The organism is Spongorhabdus nitratireducens (assembly GCA_947387575.1).
Taxonomy (GTDB): Bacteria; Pseudomonadota; Gammaproteobacteria; order Pseudomonadales; family Endozoicomonadaceae; genus CANDOC01.
In genome coordinates this window covers 1-18,329 of sequence record CANDOC010000016.1, presented here as the reverse complement: position 1 = coordinate 18,329, position 18,329 = coordinate 1, and the positions used below count along the sequence as shown (strand labels likewise).

19 protein-coding genes and 1 tRNA gene are annotated in these 18,329 nt (G+C 50.7%); 12 read left to right on the top strand and 8 right to left on the bottom strand.

The genetic code is table 11. The annotated features are described in order from the left end of the window. Position 1 precedes the first annotated feature (1 nt). A tRNA-Gln gene (locus ACYZZ0_RS22190) sits at positions 2–76 on the top strand. A 75-nt stretch (positions 77–151) separates the two neighbouring features. Here the strand turns inward: ACYZZ0_RS22190 and ACYZZ0_RS22185 are convergent. Next, entirely contained in the window at positions 152–424 is a 273-nt protein-coding gene (locus ACYZZ0_RS22185; RefSeq protein ID WP_461538856.1) for a PA4642 family protein, read from the bottom strand. Between the two features lie 374 nt (positions 425–798). On the opposite strand from ACYZZ0_RS22185, the gene ACYZZ0_RS22180 reads away from it, so the two are divergent. Continuing rightward, positions 799–2,451 (top strand): hypothetical protein, encoded by a 1,653-nt coding sequence (locus ACYZZ0_RS22180; RefSeq protein ID WP_461538855.1) that lies wholly within the window; start codon positions 799–801, stop codon positions 2,449–2,451. A gap of 36 nt (positions 2,452–2,487) precedes the next feature. Here ACYZZ0_RS22180 and ACYZZ0_RS22175 read toward each other — a convergent pair whose 3' ends face one another. Then, on the bottom strand, positions 2,488–3,045 hold the full coding sequence (locus ACYZZ0_RS22175; RefSeq protein WP_461538854.1) for a hypoxanthine-guanine phosphoribosyltransferase: 558 nt from the start codon (positions 3,043–3,045) through the stop codon (positions 2,488–2,490). A gap of 207 nt (positions 3,046–3,252) precedes the next feature. On the opposite strand from ACYZZ0_RS22175, the gene upp reads away from it, so the two are divergent. After that, on the top strand, positions 3,253–3,879 hold the full coding sequence (upp, locus tag ACYZZ0_RS22170) for a uracil phosphoribosyltransferase (RefSeq protein ID WP_461538853.1): 627 nt from the start codon (positions 3,253–3,255) through the stop codon (positions 3,877–3,879). Between the two features lie 95 nt (positions 3,880–3,974). Continuing rightward, positions 3,975–5,225: a uracil-xanthine permease family protein gene (locus ACYZZ0_RS22165; protein WP_461538852.1), complete on the top strand. Its 1,251-nt coding sequence runs from the start codon at positions 3,975–3,977 to the stop codon at positions 5,223–5,225. On the opposite strand, the gene ACYZZ0_RS22160 is transcribed toward ACYZZ0_RS22165, so the two are convergent. Beyond that, entirely contained in the window at positions 5,216–5,935 is a 720-nt protein-coding gene (locus tag ACYZZ0_RS22160; protein ID WP_461538851.1) for a hypothetical protein, read from the bottom strand. The two genes, ACYZZ0_RS22165 and ACYZZ0_RS22160, sit on opposite strands and share 10 nt — an antisense overlap. 283 nt (positions 5,936–6,218) lie before the next feature. Beyond that, positions 6,219–7,310 carry a redox-regulated ATPase YchF gene (gene ychF / locus ACYZZ0_RS22155; RefSeq protein WP_461538850.1) on the bottom strand — a complete coding sequence of 364 codons (1,092 nt, stop codon included), beginning with the start codon at positions 7,308–7,310 and terminating at the stop codon, positions 6,219–6,221. A gap of 175 nt (positions 7,311–7,485) precedes the next feature. On the opposite strand from ychF, the gene ACYZZ0_RS22150 reads away from it, so the two are divergent. Then, positions 7,486–8,478, top strand: coding sequence for a D-alanine--D-alanine ligase family protein (locus tag ACYZZ0_RS22150; RefSeq protein WP_461538849.1), 993 nt, complete (start codon positions 7,486–7,488; stop codon positions 8,476–8,478). A gap of 84 nt (positions 8,479–8,562) precedes the next feature. Beyond that, a complete protein-coding gene (locus tag ACYZZ0_RS22145) occupies positions 8,563–8,934 on the top strand; it encodes an acyl-CoA thioesterase (protein WP_461538848.1) in 372 nt (123 codons plus the stop codon). Between the two features lie 56 nt (positions 8,935–8,990). Here ACYZZ0_RS22145 and pth read toward each other — a convergent pair whose 3' ends face one another. After that, positions 8,991–9,587 (bottom strand): aminoacyl-tRNA hydrolase, encoded by a 597-nt coding sequence (gene pth / locus ACYZZ0_RS22140; RefSeq protein ID WP_461538847.1) that lies wholly within the window; start codon positions 9,585–9,587, stop codon positions 8,991–8,993. 219 nt (positions 9,588–9,806) lie between these two features. After that, entirely contained in the window at positions 9,807–10,427 is a 621-nt protein-coding gene (locus tag ACYZZ0_RS22135) for a 50S ribosomal protein L25/general stress protein Ctc (RefSeq protein WP_461538846.1), read from the bottom strand. Between the two features lie 277 nt (positions 10,428–10,704). On the opposite strand from ACYZZ0_RS22135, the gene lpxL reads away from it, so the two are divergent. The 5 genes from lpxL (at position 10,705) to ACYZZ0_RS22110 (ending at position 15,939) form a co-directional block, all read left to right on the top strand. Beyond that, positions 10,705–11,664 carry an LpxL/LpxP family Kdo(2)-lipid IV(A) lauroyl/palmitoleoyl acyltransferase gene (gene lpxL / locus ACYZZ0_RS22130; RefSeq protein ID WP_461538845.1) on the top strand — a complete coding sequence of 320 codons (960 nt, stop codon included), beginning with the start codon at positions 10,705–10,707 and terminating at the stop codon, positions 11,662–11,664. After that, positions 11,610–12,317 carry a hypothetical protein gene (locus ACYZZ0_RS22125; RefSeq protein ID WP_461538844.1) on the top strand — a complete coding sequence of 236 codons (708 nt, stop codon included), beginning with the start codon at positions 11,610–11,612 and terminating at the stop codon, positions 12,315–12,317. Before lpxL ends, ACYZZ0_RS22125 begins: the two co-directional genes overlap by 55 nt. Positions 12,318–12,359: 42 nt before the next feature. Continuing rightward, positions 12,360–13,868 (top strand): FMN-binding glutamate synthase family protein, encoded by a 1,509-nt coding sequence (locus ACYZZ0_RS22120; protein ID WP_461538857.1) that lies wholly within the window; start codon positions 12,360–12,362, stop codon positions 13,866–13,868. A 102-nt stretch (positions 13,869–13,970) separates the two neighbouring features. Next, positions 13,971–15,344 carry a hypothetical protein gene (locus ACYZZ0_RS22115; protein WP_461538843.1) on the top strand — a complete coding sequence of 458 codons (1,374 nt, stop codon included), beginning with the start codon at positions 13,971–13,973 and terminating at the stop codon, positions 15,342–15,344. Beyond that, entirely contained in the window at positions 15,298–15,939 is a 642-nt protein-coding gene (locus ACYZZ0_RS22110; RefSeq protein WP_461538842.1) for an 8-oxo-dGTP diphosphatase, read from the top strand. Before ACYZZ0_RS22115 ends, ACYZZ0_RS22110 begins: the two co-directional genes overlap by 47 nt. 64 nt (positions 15,940–16,003) lie before the next feature. Here the strand turns inward: ACYZZ0_RS22110 and ACYZZ0_RS22105 are convergent, their stop codons facing one another. After that, on the bottom strand, positions 16,004–16,525 hold the full coding sequence (locus tag ACYZZ0_RS22105; protein WP_461538841.1) for a MerR family transcriptional regulator: 522 nt from the start codon (positions 16,523–16,525) through the stop codon (positions 16,004–16,006). Positions 16,526–16,745: 220 nt separating this feature from the next. Between ACYZZ0_RS22105 and ACYZZ0_RS22100 the strand changes: the two genes are divergently transcribed. Beyond that, positions 16,746–17,231, top strand: coding sequence for an Hsp20 family protein (locus tag ACYZZ0_RS22100; protein ID WP_461538840.1), 486 nt, complete (start codon positions 16,746–16,748; stop codon positions 17,229–17,231). A 170-nt stretch (positions 17,232–17,401) separates the two neighbouring features. Here the strand turns inward: ACYZZ0_RS22100 and ACYZZ0_RS22095 are convergent, their stop codons facing one another. Next, positions 17,402–17,977 carry a hypothetical protein gene (locus tag ACYZZ0_RS22095; protein ID WP_461538839.1) on the bottom strand — a complete coding sequence of 192 codons (576 nt, stop codon included), beginning with the start codon at positions 17,975–17,977 and terminating at the stop codon, positions 17,402–17,404. Between the last annotated feature and the right edge of the window lie 352 nt (positions 17,978–18,329).

Here is an 18,329-nt window from a genome sequence, read left to right as displayed (position 1 = left end):
CTGGGGTGTCGCCAAGTGGTAAGGCAACGGGTTTTGATCCCGTCATGCGCAGGTTCGAGTCCTGCCACCTCAGCCATTCTTCTCTCTTCTTGTTTTATACCGTACTCTCAAAGATAAATTTCACAGGCATTCCCTTGCCCGTTCAGCACTGTCAGAAAGCCTGAAGGTAATCCTTGCCATTCTGGTGCAGAGCAATTTCATCTGCGATAGTGCGACCTTCCTTGTCAACAGACTCTACATTTCTTCCTGCAGACTTGAAGAAGCCTACAAACCGGACAAAATCTTCAGCCCGCAGGCGGCGATAGGCCTGAAGCAGTACGTAATAGTCATCTGACTCGTTACCGGCTCCTTTCAGCTCAAGCAGAGACTTGATCTGCTCATCTGATAACGCTTCCCCAATGACCTTCTGCTTATCTTTTTTCATTAACATTCATCCGGATATCATTTCCGGCAACACTATACCTGCGGCCCCCTACAGAACACCAAAGAATAAAAAGTAATTTATAAATTCTAAATAATTTTAAGAGGCCAATACGGGCATCCGCTCTATTGCCAATACTTATATAGATACGTTTCAAATTGGCCTTCAGGCTATTTTTATTTTCCGGATATAAGTGCCCGGACATTTGCTTTCGAATATTTGGGCGTGTGGATTTTTTCATCCTTCAAGACGGGGCGTCGGGAGCGTAGCCGTAGCTACGTGACCAGAGCCGCAACGCAGTAAGGGTGGAAAAAGGCGCCGTCAAAATATTTGAAAGCAAATGTCCGGGTACTTACTTACGGCAAGGATGCCGGCAAATGCCTCTAGAACCCAGGTTATCAAATTCAGGCCCCGTTGGTGGTATCCAGCCCGGCCAGTCAGGCAGCTCTCCGGAGTCGGTGGGTTCTGGCGATACCGGAAAGTTTGGCACCCATGTCGTTGAGGCACGCGACGGTGAAAGCAATATCCCCACTTCCACTGAAACCCGGGACACCAAATCACTTTCTGAATATTCCGTTACTGACACTACTGATGACCAGCCAGGCGAAATCCGACGCTCATTCTCCAAAGGCGGATCGTTGCTCAAGGAAGCCGGAAAAGAGCTGGGTGGTGCGGCCTGGAGCAAACTGGGAGCAGGCGCATCAGCGATACGCCGTGGTGCAGGAAAGTTGGCCGGAGGCGCAGCTTTTGTTGCTGGAGGTATAGGTAAAGGTGTTGTTTTCCTTGGAAAAGGTGCAGGAAAAGGAATCAAAGCTGCGGGCAAGGCTGTGGGCAACCGCTTCAGCGGACTTGCCGGCAAAGTAAAAAGCGGTGCCGTAAAAATCCGCAAAATCAAGGTACCTCGCCCCAAACTGCCATCCCGCCCTAAAGGCTTGAAGCTTCCCGGCAAAGCATTACAAGATCGAAAAGTTGTCAAATTGCTGGCTCAGCGTCCTGAACAAGAACTACAAAGCAAAAAGCTGGAGTTGACCGAAAGGCACAAAAACAGTGAACTCGCTGCTGGCTCAGCCAAAAGCTCAAGACAGCAGCTGGAAACCGCTCTGGATCTTCTCAAGCATCCAGATCGGTATGCTTTTGACAATGGTGAAGACGTCCATATTATGCTGAGTAACAATGAAGAAATGGTCATCACCGGAGAAGCCAACACTCCTGAAAGACTGAAGTCTTTCCAGCAGGCTCAGGAAGCCGTACACGCCCAGAAAGCTGAAATCAAACAAGAGCTTGAGACAGTCCGCTCGGATCTTAAAAGAACGAAAAAGACCAGCAAGGGTCTGGAAAAGAAGACAGCTGTTGTAGACAGAGCTCTGACCCGAAAAGCAGTGAAACAGGAAAAAATGACCCAGGAGCTGAAAAAAAGGCAGCTCAAGAGTGAGGTCAGCAGGCTGAAAGGCGAGCTGGATTCAGCCGGCGAGAGCAAGAAAGCTGCCAAAAATAGAGCCAAAGAGGCTGTAGGTAATTGGCAAGTAGGTCTGAAAGATACAAAAGCTGAGCTAAAGCAGCAAATATCTGAGCTTGAAGAAAAGCTCCATACTACGGAGAAGACAAATGATCAGGCTCAGAAAATCCGCGCAAAAAATATCACCCGCCTTGAAAAAGAAATAAAGACACTAGAGAAAAAAGCAGAAAAGAATCCTGTACTAAAAGAAGCCATTGGGGAAGAGCTAACCCTCAAGCAACAGGAGCTTGAAACAGCAAAAGCAAGAGATCTTGAGAAAAGACAAGCTGCAGAGACACAGGAACAAGCACTGGCAACTGAACTGGAAAACCTGGATGCCCAACTCGCCGGAAATAAAAAGCTGCGCGGTAAAGAAACCCGAAAAATACAGCAGGATACATCCGAAGTTCAGGATGCAAGAACCAGAAAATCAGAACTGAAAGATCAGCTGCAGCAAGCTCGCAGCGACTTGAAGTCACAACAAAAGGCAGGAAAGAAAGCGGTTCAGAATATAAGGAAAGGCAAAACAGAATAGCACCTCTATTCAGGCACTATTCTGTCTATACGACAATTAGTGACCTTTCAGAGCGTAGATGCCCGGAGCATTTCTCCAGTAGCCCTTGTAATCCATACCGGCACCAAAGATATAACGATCTTCAATTTCCAGACCCACGAAATCACCCTTCAGATCCGGTGACGCCTTGCGGTCATGCTTCTTGTCAGTCAGCACCGCAGTATAAACGGCTTCAGCCTTGTGATCGTTGCAGTAATCCACAATCGCCTGCAGGGTGTAACCTTCATCCAGGATATCATCCAGGATCAGTACAGTACGGCCTTCAATCACCTCAGTCGGTGCAACTTTCCAGAACAGCTCTCCACCGGTGACTTCATTGCGATAGCGGGTGGCATGAATATAAGAGCTTTCCAGCGGGAAGTTCAGTTTGGTCAGCAGTTTGCCGGCCAGAACCAGACCACCGTTCATTACGGTGTAAACCAGCGGGTTGGTGTCTGCCAGTTTCTCATTGATAGCTGCGGCCATGCGATCGATGGCAGCATCCACCTCTGCCTCAGTACACAGGCAATCAGCCTCTTCCATCACTTGGCGAATATGATCAAGGTCGGTGGTCATCCGGGCATTCCCCTTAATGTTGTGACTGGCTCGCATAAATATGCTGACCGCCAAAAATTAAGCCGCCTATGATAATAGACAACCACTAGGTATAAAACGAAACAATCGCACCAAAAAATTGATCTGAGACAATTATTCTTCGTTTTATACTGTCATGATGTAGCGTAAAATAGGTGGGATTTGCCAGCAATCCACCGAGGCTTTTCCGTGAACGTAAAGGAAATCAAACATCCCCTGGTTCAGCACAAGCTGGGCCTGATGCGCGCCGCTGATATCAGCACCAAAAGCTTCCGTGCGCTTGCCAGTGAGGTTGGTACCCTCCTCACTTATGAAGCCACTAAAGACCTGCCTGTAGAAACCACCACCATTGATGGCTGGAATGGTGATATTCAGGTTAACAGAATCAAAGGCAAAAAGATCACTGTTGTGCCGATTCTTCGTGCCGGCCTTGGCATGATGGACGGTGTAATGGAACTGCTGCCCAGCGCCCGAATAAGCGTTGTCGGTCTGTACCGTGACGAAGAAACTCTGGAGCCGGTAACTTACTTCGAGAAACTGGTTAAGGATATCGACCAGCGCATGGCGCTGATCATTGATCCGATGCTGGCTACCGGTGGCTCCGTTATTGCGACCATCGACATGCTGAAGAAGGCCGGCTGTAAAGAGATCCGGATTCTGATTCTGGTTGCAGCACCGGAAGGTCTGAAAGCAGTCACTGACGCGCACCCTGATGTCAGCATATTTACTGCCTCCGTCGACAGTCATTTGAATGAAGACGGATATATCATCCCCGGCCTTGGAGATGCCGGCGACAAGATATTCGGCACTAAATAAGAATACCCATCCCCGACAATAACATTGCCGGGGATTTTTTTATCTGCTCCCAGCACACAGCTTAATAAACATAAACGACAAGGAGCCTTAATAATATGACATCCGTTTCCACCGCCCGGAATGCACTGGTCGGCGCCCAAATGCTGTTTGTGGCTTTTGGCGCATTGGTGCTCGTGCCGCTGCTGACCGGACTGGATACTAATGTTGCCCTGTTCACGGCCGGTATCGGTACCCTGATTTTTCAGCTGACAACAAAACGACAGGTTCCTGTATTCCTTGCTTCATCCTTTGCTTTTATTGCACCTATCATTTTCAGTACCCAGACTTGGGGCATTGCAGCAACCATGGGGGGACTGATAAGTGCCGGACTGCTGTATGTCGTGCTGAGTACTTTTGTGCGCCTGCGGGGAACAGGCTTTCTGCACAGACTGCTGCCACCGGTTGTTATCGGTCCAGTCATTATGGTCATCGGTCTGGGACTGGCACCGGTCGCAGTCAATATGGCGATGGGTAAAACCGGTGATGGCAGCGCCGTACTGGTTGAGCAAAACACCGCCATGATGGTATCGGCTATTGCTCTGGGTGTGACCCTGCTGGTCGCCACACTGGGCAAAGGCATCTTCAAGCTGATTCCGATTCTGTTTGGTATCATCTCTGGCTATACCGCTGCCTTCTTTGCCGGCATTGTGGACTTCTCTGCCATTCAGAACAGCCCCTGGATCGCAGTACCCAACTTCACCTCACCGGAATTCAACATCAACGCCATTCTGTTTATGTTGCCGGTCGCTATTGCTCCGGCTATCGAGCATATTGGTGACGTGCTGGCGATTGGTTCTGTGACCGGTAAAGACTATCTGCGCAAGCCCGGACTTCATCGTACCCTGATGGGTGACGGCCTGGCCACGTCTGCCGCCGCAGTACTGGGTGGACCACCCAACACCACTTACTCTGAAGTCACCGGCGCAGTGATGCTGACCAAGTCTTTCAATCCCGTGATCATGACCTGGGCTGCTGTCTTCGCCATTCTGCTTGCATTTGTGGGTAAGGTAGGTGCAATTCTGCAAACTATCCCGGTACCGGTGATGGGCGGCATTATGATGCTGTTGTTCGGCTCTATTGCTGTTGTCGGCCTGAATACCATGATCAAGGCCCAGGTGGATCTGAGCAAGCCGAGAAACCTGTCTATCGTATCTCTGGTACTGGTATTCGGACTGGGCAACCTGTCAGTATCGTTTGGTGACTTCAACCTGCAGGGTGTTGGCCTGTGTGCCGTGGCTGCGATTCTGCTGAATCTTGTGCTTCCTCACAGCCCCGGCGAAGACCGGTTTGAGGGAGGTCAGGCGTAAACCCTGTCCTCGGTACGACGCTTTGCCTTGGGCTTCGACGCTTTCTTGCGTCGGGGCTCTTCCGGCTCGCTGAACTCAAGCCTGTCCAGGTAGCGACCAGAATATTCGTTGATCTTTCTGGCTGCAGCCCTGCGACTGTGCTTGAAGCGGTTCTTGTGCCACTTCATCCGATCCAGATTGGCATCATGATCGATGAAGTCAGCACCTTCGATCAGGCCATCGCTGATCATTGCCTGCCCGGTACCGCTTGCCAGAACATGTCCGACCATCGGGTTACCTGTTGGCAGGCTGGCAGCCATCGGCAGTACTCTGATCGCACCTTCAGCACCACGCTTCAGGGTTCGACCGGTATAAGCCCGGAATAAACCGTAAGCGATACCACAAGCCGCTCCGACACCGGCACCGATCGCAGAACCGACACCCAGACCGGAACCGGTGGCAACTGTTCCAATCACTCCGCCAACGACCGCACCGGCAGCACCGTACATCGCAGCCAGACCAACATAGCGAACCACTTCTTTCAGTACAGAGGGCTTGCGCTGACTGATCGGCTTGTTAACCGGATAGTTTCTGTCATACGCCGCAGGCTTGCGTCCCGCATAGCGCTTGGCCGGAGCCTGACGATGACGAGCCGGGGCGTTACTCTTGCGCGGCCTCCTGTCATGAGTCGGGGCCGGGGTAGCTCTATGTGTTCCGTTAACCCTTGGCATAATGTTTCTCCTGAAGCACTCTATGTGCTTTCGTTTAGTGACGGAGACATCATACGAAATTGGTTCCGGGGTGACACTTAGACAAAGGTCTTAGGTTTGGTTTTAGGTTCTTGTTATAGCGAAATGAAATATAGGGCGGGTATGTTCTTGATTGAGATCAGGCTCAATCAGGGCAATATAATAAGCTCGCAGGGAGAAAACAGAAAGCTGGCAAAAAGTCTAATGCCAGCAATACCGCCTGCTCATATCGCAACAGGCGGTACCGAAGAGTAATGCGGCTTAATTACACATTAAACCGGAAGTGCATCACATCACCGTCCTTAACGATGTAGCTCTTGCCTTCAACCCGCAGCTTGCCGGCATCTTTAGCGCCTTGCTCACCGTTATACTGCAGAAAGTCATCGTAGCTGGTTACTTCAGCACGGATAAAGCCACGCTCGAAGTCGGTGTGGATGACACCAGCCGCCTGAGGTGCAGTAGCACCGATTTTCACAGTCCAGGCACGTACTTCCTTAACACCGGCAGTGAAGTAGGTCTGCAGGCCCAGCAGGTCGTAACCGGCACGAATCACTCGATCCAGACCCGGCTCTTCCATACCCAGGTCAGCCAGGAACTCGTCACGCTCTTCATCTTCCAGCTCGGAGATCTCGGATTCCAGCTTGTTGCAGATTGGTACTACAACCGCACCCTCTGATTCGGCGATCTCGCGTACCTTATCCAGATACTGGTTATCTTCAAAGCCATCTTCGTCCACGTTGGCAATATACATGGTCGGCTTGGTGGTAAGCAGGTGGAACATGCGGGACAGCTTCAGATCGTCTTCATTCAGCTCCAGAGAGCGAACCGGCTTGCCTTCTTCCAGGTGAGGAATGATCTTTTCCAGCAGCGCCTTCTGGGCTACCGCTTCCTTGTCACCACCTTTGGCAGTGCGGACAACGCGCTGGTGCTGCTTTTCACAGCTTTCCAGATCTGCCATCACCAGCTCCATATTGATAATTTCAATATCAGCCTGCGGGTCAATCTTGTTGGCCACGTGAATGACGTTGTCGTTTTCAAAGCAGCGTACGACGTGAGCAATCGCATCTGTCTCACGGATATTGGCCAGGAACTTGTTACCCAGACCTTCACCTTTGGAAGCACCTTCTACCAGACCGGCAATATCCACAAATTCCATTGTGGTCGGCAGTACGCGCTGGGGGTTAACAATTGCCGACAGCTTATCAAGACGCGGATCCGGCATCGCAACAACGCCAGCATTCGGCTCGATAGTACAGAAAGGGAAGTTTTCGGCATCAATGCCCGCCTTGGTCAGGGCATTGAACAGGGTGGACTTACCCACATTGGGCAGGCCGACGATACCACACTTGAAACCCATGGAATTCCACAGCCTCAGTAAATTTAAACCGGCAATTATACGGATACCGGGTCGGTATCAGCAATGGCGGGGTGTACCAATTCAAAGATTAAGTTTGCCCACCGACATTCACCCGGAATTTTTGTTAACTTACAACGGTCTACTTAATAACAATTTCAGAGTGAAAGACAGCAGCATGCAGCCCTCTACTCAGCTATCTAATCAGCTAGCCGGATTCGACTACAAGCCCACTCAGTCCGCAACGATAGCCATTATCTGTGGCGGCCCGTCCAGTGAAGCAGAAGTATCCCGCAGCTCTGCCAAACAGGTTGCCGAGGCACTGGCGCCTCACTATCAGAAAGTTGAACTGGTGGAGTTGGATAAAAATCTACCAGCAAAACTGGTCGCACTGAATGCCGATGTAGTCTTTCCCTGCCTGCATGGCTCCCCCGGAGAAGACGGCACGATTCAGGGCATGCTGGATATTATGCAGATTCCCTATGTAGGCAGTGGAGTCAAAGCCAGTGCCTGCGCGATGGACAAAGCCGTTACCAAACATATCCTGCGCCCGGCAGGCGTTCCGCTGGCCAAAGAGCTGGTGCTGGAGCAGGAAGAGCCGGTCAGTGAATCTGTAGCCCGGATCCAGTCAATACTGGGAGATCATGTGGTTATCAAACCACTGGGGCAGGGCTCAGCCCGTGGCGTCAGCTTCTGCAAAGGGGCAGATGAAATACGTGAAGGCATTGAACTGGCCTATCAGTATGAGAACCGGCTGATGATCGAAAGTTTTGTGATTGGAAAAGAAATTACTGCCGGCGTTATTGAGGGCAAAAACGGCCCTGAAGTTTTACCGGTGCTCGAGATCCGTACCCCGGAAGGCAGCTGGTATGACTTTGAGCATCGCTACACTCCTGGTCTCAGCGAACATATTGTTCCTGCACCGCTGCCAGAGCAGCAATATCAAAAAATTCAGGAAGTCACTCTGATTGCCCACCAGCTACTGGGCTGTGAAGACCTTTCCCGCTCTGATTTTGTGGTGCCGGAAAAAGGTGACCCGATCTTTGTCGAGATCAATACCATTCCTGGCATGACCCCCACCAGCCTGCTGCCGGATGAAGCCAAAGCCGTTGGCATTTCATTTGAACAACTGATGATCGGCTTTATTGAAAGAGCGCTGAAGCGTAGCTAATTAAAGCGTCATCAAAGCTGGCCTGCATTATGCAATATTTCATAAGCAGTTATTCCGATAACAACACCAGGCATGGAGCTGCTTATGAAATTCTATTCCCGAAAAATGGTGAAACATGAGGACCTGAACCACGCCAGTAATTTATTCGGTGGTACCGTACTGAGCTGGATAGATGAGGAAGCCTGGGTCTATGCCTGCTGTCAGATGAACAGCAACCATGTTGTTACCCGCTATATGTCGGATATTTCATTTGTCTCACCCGCACGGCTGGGTGATGTGCTGGAAATTGGCATCAATCTGGTGCACACCGGCACCACTTCGGTGACGCTGGAATGTCTGGTGCGCAACAAGGCGACTAAAACCGTTATCATTCATGTTGAACGAATCGTAATGGTTCATGTTGATACTGACGGCAATAAAAAGCCCCACGGGGCTGGTCTGGAACAGACAGCCTAAACGCAGGGCTCGAGAGTCGGACGCAGTACGTATTCCGACTCAGTATTTTGAAGGGATCAGCCTTTAAAGGTATGCAGCTGCTGTACCGCCTTATCCCAGTCCCCAGCCATCAGCTTTGGCATCACCCGGACTGCTTCATCTACAGCACCATCAATCTTGCCTATATCATCCCTGCTCGGGCGCCCCAGCACATAATTAGTCACCAGTCGGGCTTCACCCGGATGACCAATACCCAGACGTAACCGCATAAAGTTCTTGTTGTTACCCTGCTTGCTGATGATATCTCTCAGGCCGTTGTGGCCCCCATGACCACCACCGATTTTGAGTCGTGCTTCACCCGGGGGAATATCCAGCTCATCATGCGCGACCAAAATGGATTCGGTTGGAATCTTGTAGAAATTACTCAGGGCTGTCACCGCCTGTCCACTCAGATTCATATAGGTGGACGGTACCAGCAGGCGCACATCACTTCCCTGAACAGTTGCCCGGGCAACCGCACCATGCATTTTCTTGTCATGCTGCAGGGTCACACCCAGATCGCGCGCCAATTGCTCAATAAACCAGACACCGGCATTGTGACGAGTTGCTTCATATTCCGGTCCTGGATTGCCCAGTCCGACAATTAATTTGATGGCATGAGATGGTTTGGCCACGCAAACGCTTCCTTAACAGAATTCCATAAATAATCAGGGATATTTCCCGCCCCTGCCAGCTTGCAGCTCGAAGGATTAGAAACAATATCAACAGAACAGAATAAAGATTTTAGGGGGAAGCCGGTTACGCTTCAAACGTGAGATAGCAAGGGGAAGAATAAAGGAGAGGGAAAGATATAAACAGAATGAGCCCGAACGGGCTCATTCTGCAGCAAGGCATTACTCAGAAGCTTCTTCAGACTCTTCTTCGCTTTCCTTGGTTGCGCGGGTAGCGATAACGCTGGCTACCGGCAGGTCGTGACCTTCACCGTGCAGCAGGTCTACCAGAGCAACATTTTCCGGCATGTTCAGGTCGGACAGGTGTACGATCTGACCCAGCTCAACAGCAGCCATGTCCACTTCGATGAACTCAGGCAGGTCAGCTGGCAGGCAGCGGATGGATACTTCAACACGATCGTGAGTGATCGCACCACCAGCTTTCACGCCAGCGCAAGCTTCTTCGTTCAGGAAGTGCAGCGGTACGTGAGTGGTAACAGCCTGGTCAGCACTTACGCGCTGGAAGTCCATGTGCATAGCGTCGTCACGAGCCGGGTGACGCTGCAGGTCCTTCAGGATTACCTGGTGTTCAGCACCGTCAACCATCAGGGTAACGATCTGAGAGTAGAAAGCTTCGCTTTCCAGCGCCTTCTTAACGTCTTTAGCCAGCAGCACTACGCTGGACGGCTCAACGTCGCCACCGTAGATAACGGCAGGTACTTTTTCAGCGTGACGCAGGCGGCGGCTCGCACCTTTCCCTACATCAGCGCGGGCTTCTGCATTCAGAACAATCGCTTCAGACATGTCAGTCTCCTTAAAGTCAGCCTGTTTTTGCGACCAAAACAGGCGAAGGCGCGAATAATACCTTCTTTATTTACGTATGCAAAGCTGCTTCAAGTGCTTACATCACCGGTACTTGCCATAGGTTTCAGGGGGAGAACTGTGCAATGCCAGCCACAGCAGGCAACACGTCATATATTGCGCTGGCGAATCTTTCTTAAAATTAAAATACATATACGTACCTCTGCCTGAGTCATTTTTAATATAATGATGCTCCCTTTACCCTGATCCGGAGCAGGCCTTGGCCCAGGAATCTCAACCCGTATCCAGTTCATCCAACAGCCCCTATATAGAAAGTGGCAGCTTCGAGCTGCAGTTCCTCCATCCCAGATACTGGGCACTCTGGATATTAATAGGTCTGATGTGGATTATTGGCCGCCTGCCGTTCCCTTGGATTGCACGTATTGGCCGGGCTCTGGGCCGACTGCTGATGAAAGTCGGTGGCAGCCGGGTGCGCACTACACGTACCAATATCCAGCGTTGTTTTCCCGAGCTGTCAGAGCAGGAACAGGAAGCTCTGATTCGGTGCAACTTTGAAACGGTGGGTATTGCCCTGCTGGAACCGGGCATTGCCTGGTTCAGTCGTGAGAGTCGCATCCCCAAACTGGGACGAATTGAAGGATATGAACATCTGTCCCGGCTGATGGAACAGGGTAAGCCGGTGCTGCTGAACGGCCTGCATAATACCTGTGTCGAAATGGCCCTGCGTCTGTTTGGTACCCACTGTGGACTCACCGGCTTATATCGTCGCCACAACAATCCATTGTTCGAGTATATTTCAACCAAGTACCGTACTCGTGGCCGCAACAATCTGATTCATCGTAAAGAAGTAAAACGGCTATTAGATTGCATGCGCGAGGGTGAGCCCAGCTTTATTCTGGCAGATCAGGATTTTGGCCCAAAGCGCAGCCTGTTTGTCGATTTCTTTGGTATTCCGGCAGCCACCGTTGCCAGTCCGTCAGACTTTGCGCGTCAAACTGGTGCGACGGTACTGATGATGGACTATTATCTGGACGAAAATGACCAATACGTGATTCGCCTTCACCCACCGCTTGAGAATTTCCCCACGGACAGTCTCGAGGCCGATACCCGACGCTGCAACGAGTGGCTGGAGTGTGTAATCCGCGAACATCCGGAACAATACCTGTGGCAACACCGACGCTTCAAAACCCGTCCCGAAGGGGAACCCGCTATTTACTGACACTGTTGGCAGCAGCCAGCTTATTACTGGCTGGCTGTGCTCCTTTCAGGGAAGGACATCTTCCCTCACAATGCGAAGGAGATGCCTGCAGCTATACCGCGACAGAAGAAGCCTGGCCATTAGCTGTGTGGCCCGGCAAAACCAAAGCCGAACAGCTGGGCCCGTTTGTCATTGATCTGCCGGTGACAGCACTGTCTGATCATGATGCCCAGCAAGTCACTCTCTACCTGAGTAACAACGAAGCCATCCGGGTCAAACTGGTTGAGGCTGAAGACTTTGATTTCCGTGGACTGAAAAATCTGTTTGCCAGCAGTCATTACAGCGTTCGGGATTATGCCGACCTGCTGTTTACTCAAAAAGCCGCTGGATCCGATCCCGATACAGAACTGGCCGACCGCTATATCTGGCGTATGGCCATGGCCAACAAACAGGACTACTTCACTCAGGGTGGCCCACTGCATCAAACCCACAAGCAGGGCACAACCCTGTACTGGTCTCCGGTCAAGCTGGGACAGATGACATTTATGGGCTTTATTACCAGCCAGCAGACAGAAGACAAGATACTGGCCGTATATGGATACAACGTGCCTGAAACTGTCTTCAAGGCGATACTGGCCGGCATTATTCAGAAGGACGACAACAGGTCGCTATAATCAGGTAAACCATCACCTGAAACCGGAGACTGTGACATGGGCATGGAACTGCTTGATCACGGATTCGTAGTTTATCTGACAGCGATCCTGCAAATTCTTGCCTCGCTGTTTATCTTTTTACTGGGCATTGGCCTGCTGGCTGTGGTCGTGATGTACTTTCTCGACCGCAACCAGACCCACCATACTATTCGTCGCAACTATCCGGTGATTGGCCGGTTTCGGTATATCTTCGAGCATATTGGCGAGTTCTTCCGGCAATACTTCTTTGCCGGTGACCGGGAAGAGATGCCGTTTAACCGGGCACAGCGAGCATGGGTTTACCGTGCCGCCAAGAATGTGGATCGCACCGTCGCCTTTGGCTCCAGCAAGATGATTCATGAACCCGGCTCGGTGCTGTTTCTGAATTGCCCCTATCCCACCCTGACCGATGATGCGCTGGAAACATCCCATATCACCATTGGCCCGGACTGCCCTCATCCCTTCAGACCCGGCTCATTCTTTAATATTTCAGCCATGAGCTTCGGCGCACTTTCAGTCCCTGCTGTGCGAGCACTGTCCCGTGGAGCGAAGCAGGCCAACTGCTGGTACAACACCGGAGAGGGTGGTTTGTCTCCTTATCATCTTGAAGGTGACTGTGATGTTGTATTCCAGATCGGTACTGCAAAATACGGTGTGCGCGATGAACAGGGCAACCTGAGTGATGAGCGCCTGGCAGAAGTGGCATCACACACCCAGATCAAAATGTTCGAGATCAAGCTCAGCCAGGGTGCTAAACCTGGAAAGGGCGGGATTCTCCCTGGCAACAAGGTCACACCGGAAATTGCCCGGATTCGTCTGATTCCTGAAGGGCAAGACTCAATCAGCCCTAACCGTCACCCGGAAATCAACTCTGCCAGCGACCTGCTGGATATGATTGCCCGAATTCGCAATGCGACCGGCAAGCCCTGTGGTATCAAGTTTGTACTGGGAGCCAGTGGCTGGCTGGAAGAGTTATTCACAGAAGTGCACAAGCGAGGTATTCAGTCTGCGCCTGACTTTATTACCCTCGACAGCTGTGACGGCGGCACCGGTGCAGCACCTATGGCATTGATGGATGATGTCGGCCTGCCAATCAGTGAAAGCCTGCCATTACTGGTCAACCTGCTGCTCAAACATAACCTTCGGGAACGTATTCGCGTAATTACTTCCGGTAAGCTGATCAACCCGTCAGATGTGGCCTGGGCACTGTGCATGGGAGCTGATTTTATCAACTCAGCCCGGGGCTTTATGTTGTCGCTGGGCTGTATCCAGGCCCTGCAATGCAACAAGAACACCTGCCCTACCGGTATCACTACCCACGATGCCAAGCTGCAGCGGGGACTGGTACCCACAGATAAAGCGGTTCGGGTCGCCAGCTATCACGACAACCTGGTCCATGATGTCGAGCTGATCGCCCATTCCTGCGGGGTGCGGGAGCCTCGCCAGCTCCGGCGTTACCATGCCCGGCAGGTATTACCCAATGGCACCTCAAAGCCACTGGATGAGCTCTATCCCTACCCGGACAAGGCCTGAAGCACAGTTTCAGGTTATTCACAAGGAACCATTCCTGCACTTCAGCCGTCTGATATCTGAAAATACAGATATTCGTTATCAGCTGAGGGGCGGGGATGCGACATGCGGTTACTTCACAAGTTTTTTCTGGCTAATTTACTGCTGATTATTACCATTCCGGCTGTTGGCAATGATGCTGCGATTCCCCGTTTGCAACAGTATCTGAAAGCCACTTTCCCGAACAATGAGCTGGTACTCGACCGCCCCATGCTGGAACAGCTGGCCTGGGTTGAAGGCAGCGCCTACAGAACCAGCGAGATGGATGCCTCATCAGGTGAGCTGACCGTCCATCGTGAAATCCCCCGCGCCATGTCACGTATTTTCTGCATCCGCCAGCTACGTCAGGGCAAGCCTGAAAACTATACTGCCTTTGTTGCACCACAACCTGAAGATGGCCGCCTGACACGAGAAAGCTTTAATCACCTGAGTGCGTTAATGCGACGTCTTAGCGATGCCGAATATACCGCGCTGGAAGCCTCTGTTATTTTGTCCTCGGTTACTTTGTCCAACTCTTCGTTGCAGCAAGCTCGCAAGACTATTCCCGAGATAGAACTGCCAAATGATACGGTGCAGTTTCTGGCTACGACCGCACCTTATGCCAAGGCTGTGTATCCATTGGCGGCAGCGTGCGAAAAACAATGCCCGGCGATTAACACCCTGCTGACAACGCTGTTCCTGCCGGATACTCACTTCAGGCATATGCTTTATGTCGAAGGCGGGGTTGGTATGTATCAGCATCTTGGTCGCCTGGTCAGCCAGAAACAGATCACCCGCTCCGGGCTCGACCTGTGGTATGCCGGCTGGGTAGCCAATATTACCGGTTTTCGTGGACACCTCTCACCACATGGCTCCCTGTACCTGACCGAAGACACCTACCAGAGCATGCAACAGCTAAAGCTGGGGCTGGATCGTATGCTACTGCAACCCGGCTATACTCCGCTTGCAGACTATTTGGGTTGGAAAGCAGAACGGCTGGGCTTTAATGGCAGACTGGATAACGGTATGAGTGAGTTCGGGCTGGCGTGGCTTGCAGCAACGCTCCGGATTCATCGAGCCCAGAATGCCGAACAGCTGGTTACCGCCTGGCATCAGTTGCCTAATGATACCCGCAAGAGGCTGGCTGCACATGTTTCCCGCCTCCTTACTCAACCTGATCTGCCAACCCCGACTTATGGGCCGGCAGTGTTTGCCAATGCCCTGGCAGTATGTGACGGTAATATCGGCAAAACACTTGTTCAGGTTCTACCGGCTTACTTCAGCGCACTGGAGCGGGCTGAAGAACTGAAGAAATCAGGCCGGATGCAAACATCCGTTCCGGTTAACTTTAACCTGCTGGCCAGCAAAGAAAGTATTGAGCAGTTACTCGCTTCCGGTCCCAAAACACTGATTGATGTCGACAGCCTTACTGGAGCGGTTCAGCTGGTTACTCTGGATTAACGCGATTTTCATCACTACATTTCCATCACAACAGGCCTGTCATCAAGCTACAATACTGCCTTCTTTTGTCTCTGTTCCTTTGGGCCCTATGGAAAAATATCAGAACTGCCACAAGCTGGATGACATTGACTGGTCGCAGTGGCAAGCCGTACATACGGCCACACTTATTTTTGTCATACGCGACAGCAAAATATTATTGATTCGCAAGAAGCGCGGACTGGGTGAAGGCAAAATCAATGGCCCGGGAGGCAAGCTTGAACCCGGGGAAACACCGGAAGTCTGTGCCAAACGAGAAATCAATGAAGAACTGGGTATTACGGTAGGAGCCATTACCTTTTGCGGGGAAAACCTGTTCCAGTTCGCAGACGGCTACTCCATACATGTTCATGTATTTGTTACTGATGAATATGAAGGTACCCCGGTAGAAACAGACGAGGCCATTCCAATGTGGGCTGATCTGGACAGCATTCCCTATACAGAAATGTGGGAAGATGATGAGCTCTGGATTCCCCTGATGCTCGAACAGAAGCTGTTCAAGGGACGCTTTATTTTCGACAGTGACCGCATGGTCGACCATCAGCTGGATATTTTGTAATTCACGCTGCCTTGTAACTGTCCTTTTTAACGGGGCAGTTACAAGGCGACGGATGATCACCACATCAATTTCTGAAATTATCCCGAATTCGTTTTATTTCTTCCTCACTGATTCCCAGTGACTCCAGAAATTCCTGATGAGCCTCAGGCTCCATTTTTTCAAACTGGCGGTGCCAGTTGCCCATATCTTCTTCGCTCAGCCCTGCAGCACTCATAATCTCAACCCAACGATCTTTGGTTACTATGGTTTCCCCTGATGATTTTGTCTGTTCAAGTAAAGTCACAATGGCATGCTGCTGTTTTCTCAGTTGCTGGATTTCCCGTTCCAGCGCATTGAACTGGTCACGTAGAACCTGCTCCTGAGTGACAGCATCCTGTTCATCAAGCAACTCCGAAAGCTTGCTGACCGGAACACCGTAAGAGCGATAGGCCAGAATGGCTTCAAGCCGGCTGGAAGCATGCTCGTCATACCAGCGATAGCCATTATCCGAACGACATGAAGGCGTTAAAACACCCGCTCTTTCATAATAGAGGACTGTCGCCCTGGAAATACTGAATCGCCTTGCCAGCTGAGTCACGGTCAGCACTAAACTATCTCCTTTTCATCCATCCTTGCTCCCTTTCATCCGTCCTTGTCGCTCGATGCAGAAAAGTATCAGCCCTGAACCTGTAGACGGGTCAAGCCACCATAATTTATTTTCGTCAAAGGGGTTGAAATAAAACCTGTAAATCGCAATATAGAATTACACGGCAGTTGCCCTTTTGGGGACAGCCGGTAACAACGCCTGTTCAGCAATGAAAGGCACCTTGAAACATATTGCTCCCGATGAGGATATGATTATGCGTGGTCTCGATTTCGACATGACTCCCCTGTACCGCTCCGCGATTGGCTTTGATCGTGTGCAGCGCCTGCTTGAAAACATCAGCACCTCAGGCAACCAGAACGGTTACCCTCCTTATAACATCGAGCTGATGGATGAAAACAACTACCGAATTACTATGGCTGTTGCCGGGTTCTCTGCTGAAGAGCTGGACATTGAATCCCATCAGAACACTCTGACAGTTACTGGCAACAAGCAAGCAGATCCTGATACCAAAGAACGTCAGTTCCTGTACCAGGGCATCGCCGAAAGAGGTTTCGAGCGCCGTTTCCAACTAGCAGATTTTATCAAGGTCACAGGTGCCTCAATGGACAATGGCCTGCTGCACATTGAGCTGGAACGAGAAATCCCTGAAGAAATGAAGCCCTTCAAAATTCAGATTGAAGGTAGCAAGGAACTGATCGCCAGTTAACAGGCGATAGAAACGCAAAAAGCCGGCACATGAAAACATGTGCCGGCTTTTTTATACCCTGTATTTTTATCCTGTTTTATTCACTCTGTTTAATTACAGTGACATCAGAACAAAATAAAAAGGCAGCTAAACAGCTGCCTTTTTCTTGGGCTTTAAACAGGAATTTAACCTTACGCTTCCGCTTCGGCTACTTCCTTTGCTTCAGCAGCTTCTTTTTCTGCTTTCAGCGTATCCACTTCTTTCTGAAGCTGTTCCATCTTACGCTTCATTTCACGTGCATCACGTGTGTACTTAGTGGTTTCCTTACGCAGCTTCTTCAGCTCTTCGTTAGCAGCCACAAAGCGCTTCTTCAGCTTGTCCGGCTCCATTGCATTCAGACGCTTGACTTCACGACGCAACTCGTTGGTTTCTTTGTTGCTTTCGTCAAACTTCTCTTTAGCAGTAGACGCCTGACGTTCAGCACGCGCAGTCGCTTTGGTTTGCTCATCGAGAGAGGTAGAGAGCTGGGTTTTCTCTGCACGCAGTTCTTCCAGCTCTTTGCTGGCAGTTGTGTGATCAGAGTTCAGCTTGGAATGTTCTGATTTCAGTGTTTCCAGCTCCTTGGAGGAACTGTCAACCAGATTCTCAAGCTTTTTGATTTTATCCCGATATATTACGTCCAGTTTTTCTTCAATCTGGATGTAGTACTCGAGGCGGTTCTTAACTTCGACCTGAAACAAATCGGTGGTGGCAGACTCTACTGACACGTCTTACAACCCTGTAAAGCCCAATGGAGGAATGGAGGTATAGGTACAGCTATACGCGACATGATCGGCAGAGTATTGATCAAAAGACGAAATAACGCAACAGCAGCTCATTACTGGGCTGGTGTCTGAGAGGCTGATTCCATCGTTTCGGCTTTGCCGCATATCGTTCAACTGTATTGGCAGATCCGCATATTAACATCATGCGGTTTTTTTATAAACCTTGATACTTCAAACTTCATTGGGTAACAAGGCGCAACCTCAATAAATGAGGAAATTTAAGAGCCTGACGGTGACCTACTCTCACATGGGGAGACCCCACACTACCATCGGCGAGGAACCGTTTCACTACTGA

Excerpts from the sequence above, each read along its gene's own strand:
- ACYZZ0_RS22185 (WP_461538856.1), bottom strand. The coding sequence starts at position 424 with ATGAAAAAAGATAAGCAGAAGGTCATTGGGGAAGCGTTATCAGATGAG.
- ACYZZ0_RS22180 (WP_461538855.1), top strand. The coding sequence starts at position 799 with ATGCCTCTAGAACCCAGGTTATCAAATTCAGGCCCCGTTGGTGGTATC.
- ACYZZ0_RS22175 (WP_461538854.1), bottom strand. The coding sequence starts at position 3,045 with ATGACCACCGACCTTGATCATATTCGCCAAGTGATGGAAGAGGCTGAT.
- ACYZZ0_RS22165 (WP_461538852.1), top strand. The coding sequence starts at position 3,975 with ATGACATCCGTTTCCACCGCCCGGAATGCACTGGTCGGCGCCCAAATG.
- ACYZZ0_RS22160 (WP_461538851.1), bottom strand. The coding sequence starts at position 5,935 with ATGCCAAGGGTTAACGGAACACATAGAGCTACCCCGGCCCCGACTCAT.
- ychF (WP_461538850.1), bottom strand. The coding sequence starts at position 7,310 with ATGGGTTTCAAGTGTGGTATCGTCGGCCTGCCCAATGTGGGTAAGTCC.
- ACYZZ0_RS22150 (WP_461538849.1), top strand. The coding sequence starts at position 7,486 with ATGCAGCCCTCTACTCAGCTATCTAATCAGCTAGCCGGATTCGACTAC.
- ACYZZ0_RS22145 (WP_461538848.1), top strand. The coding sequence starts at position 8,563 with ATGAAATTCTATTCCCGAAAAATGGTGAAACATGAGGACCTGAACCAC.
- ACYZZ0_RS22135 (WP_461538846.1), bottom strand. The coding sequence starts at position 10,427 with ATGTCTGAAGCGATTGTTCTGAATGCAGAAGCCCGCGCTGATGTAGGG.
- ACYZZ0_RS22120 (WP_461538857.1), top strand. The coding sequence starts at position 12,360 with ATGGAACTGCTTGATCACGGATTCGTAGTTTATCTGACAGCGATCCTG.
- ACYZZ0_RS22115 (WP_461538843.1), top strand. The coding sequence starts at position 13,971 with ATGCGGTTACTTCACAAGTTTTTTCTGGCTAATTTACTGCTGATTATT.
- ACYZZ0_RS22110 (WP_461538842.1), top strand. The coding sequence starts at position 15,298 with ATGTCGACAGCCTTACTGGAGCGGTTCAGCTGGTTACTCTGGATTAAC.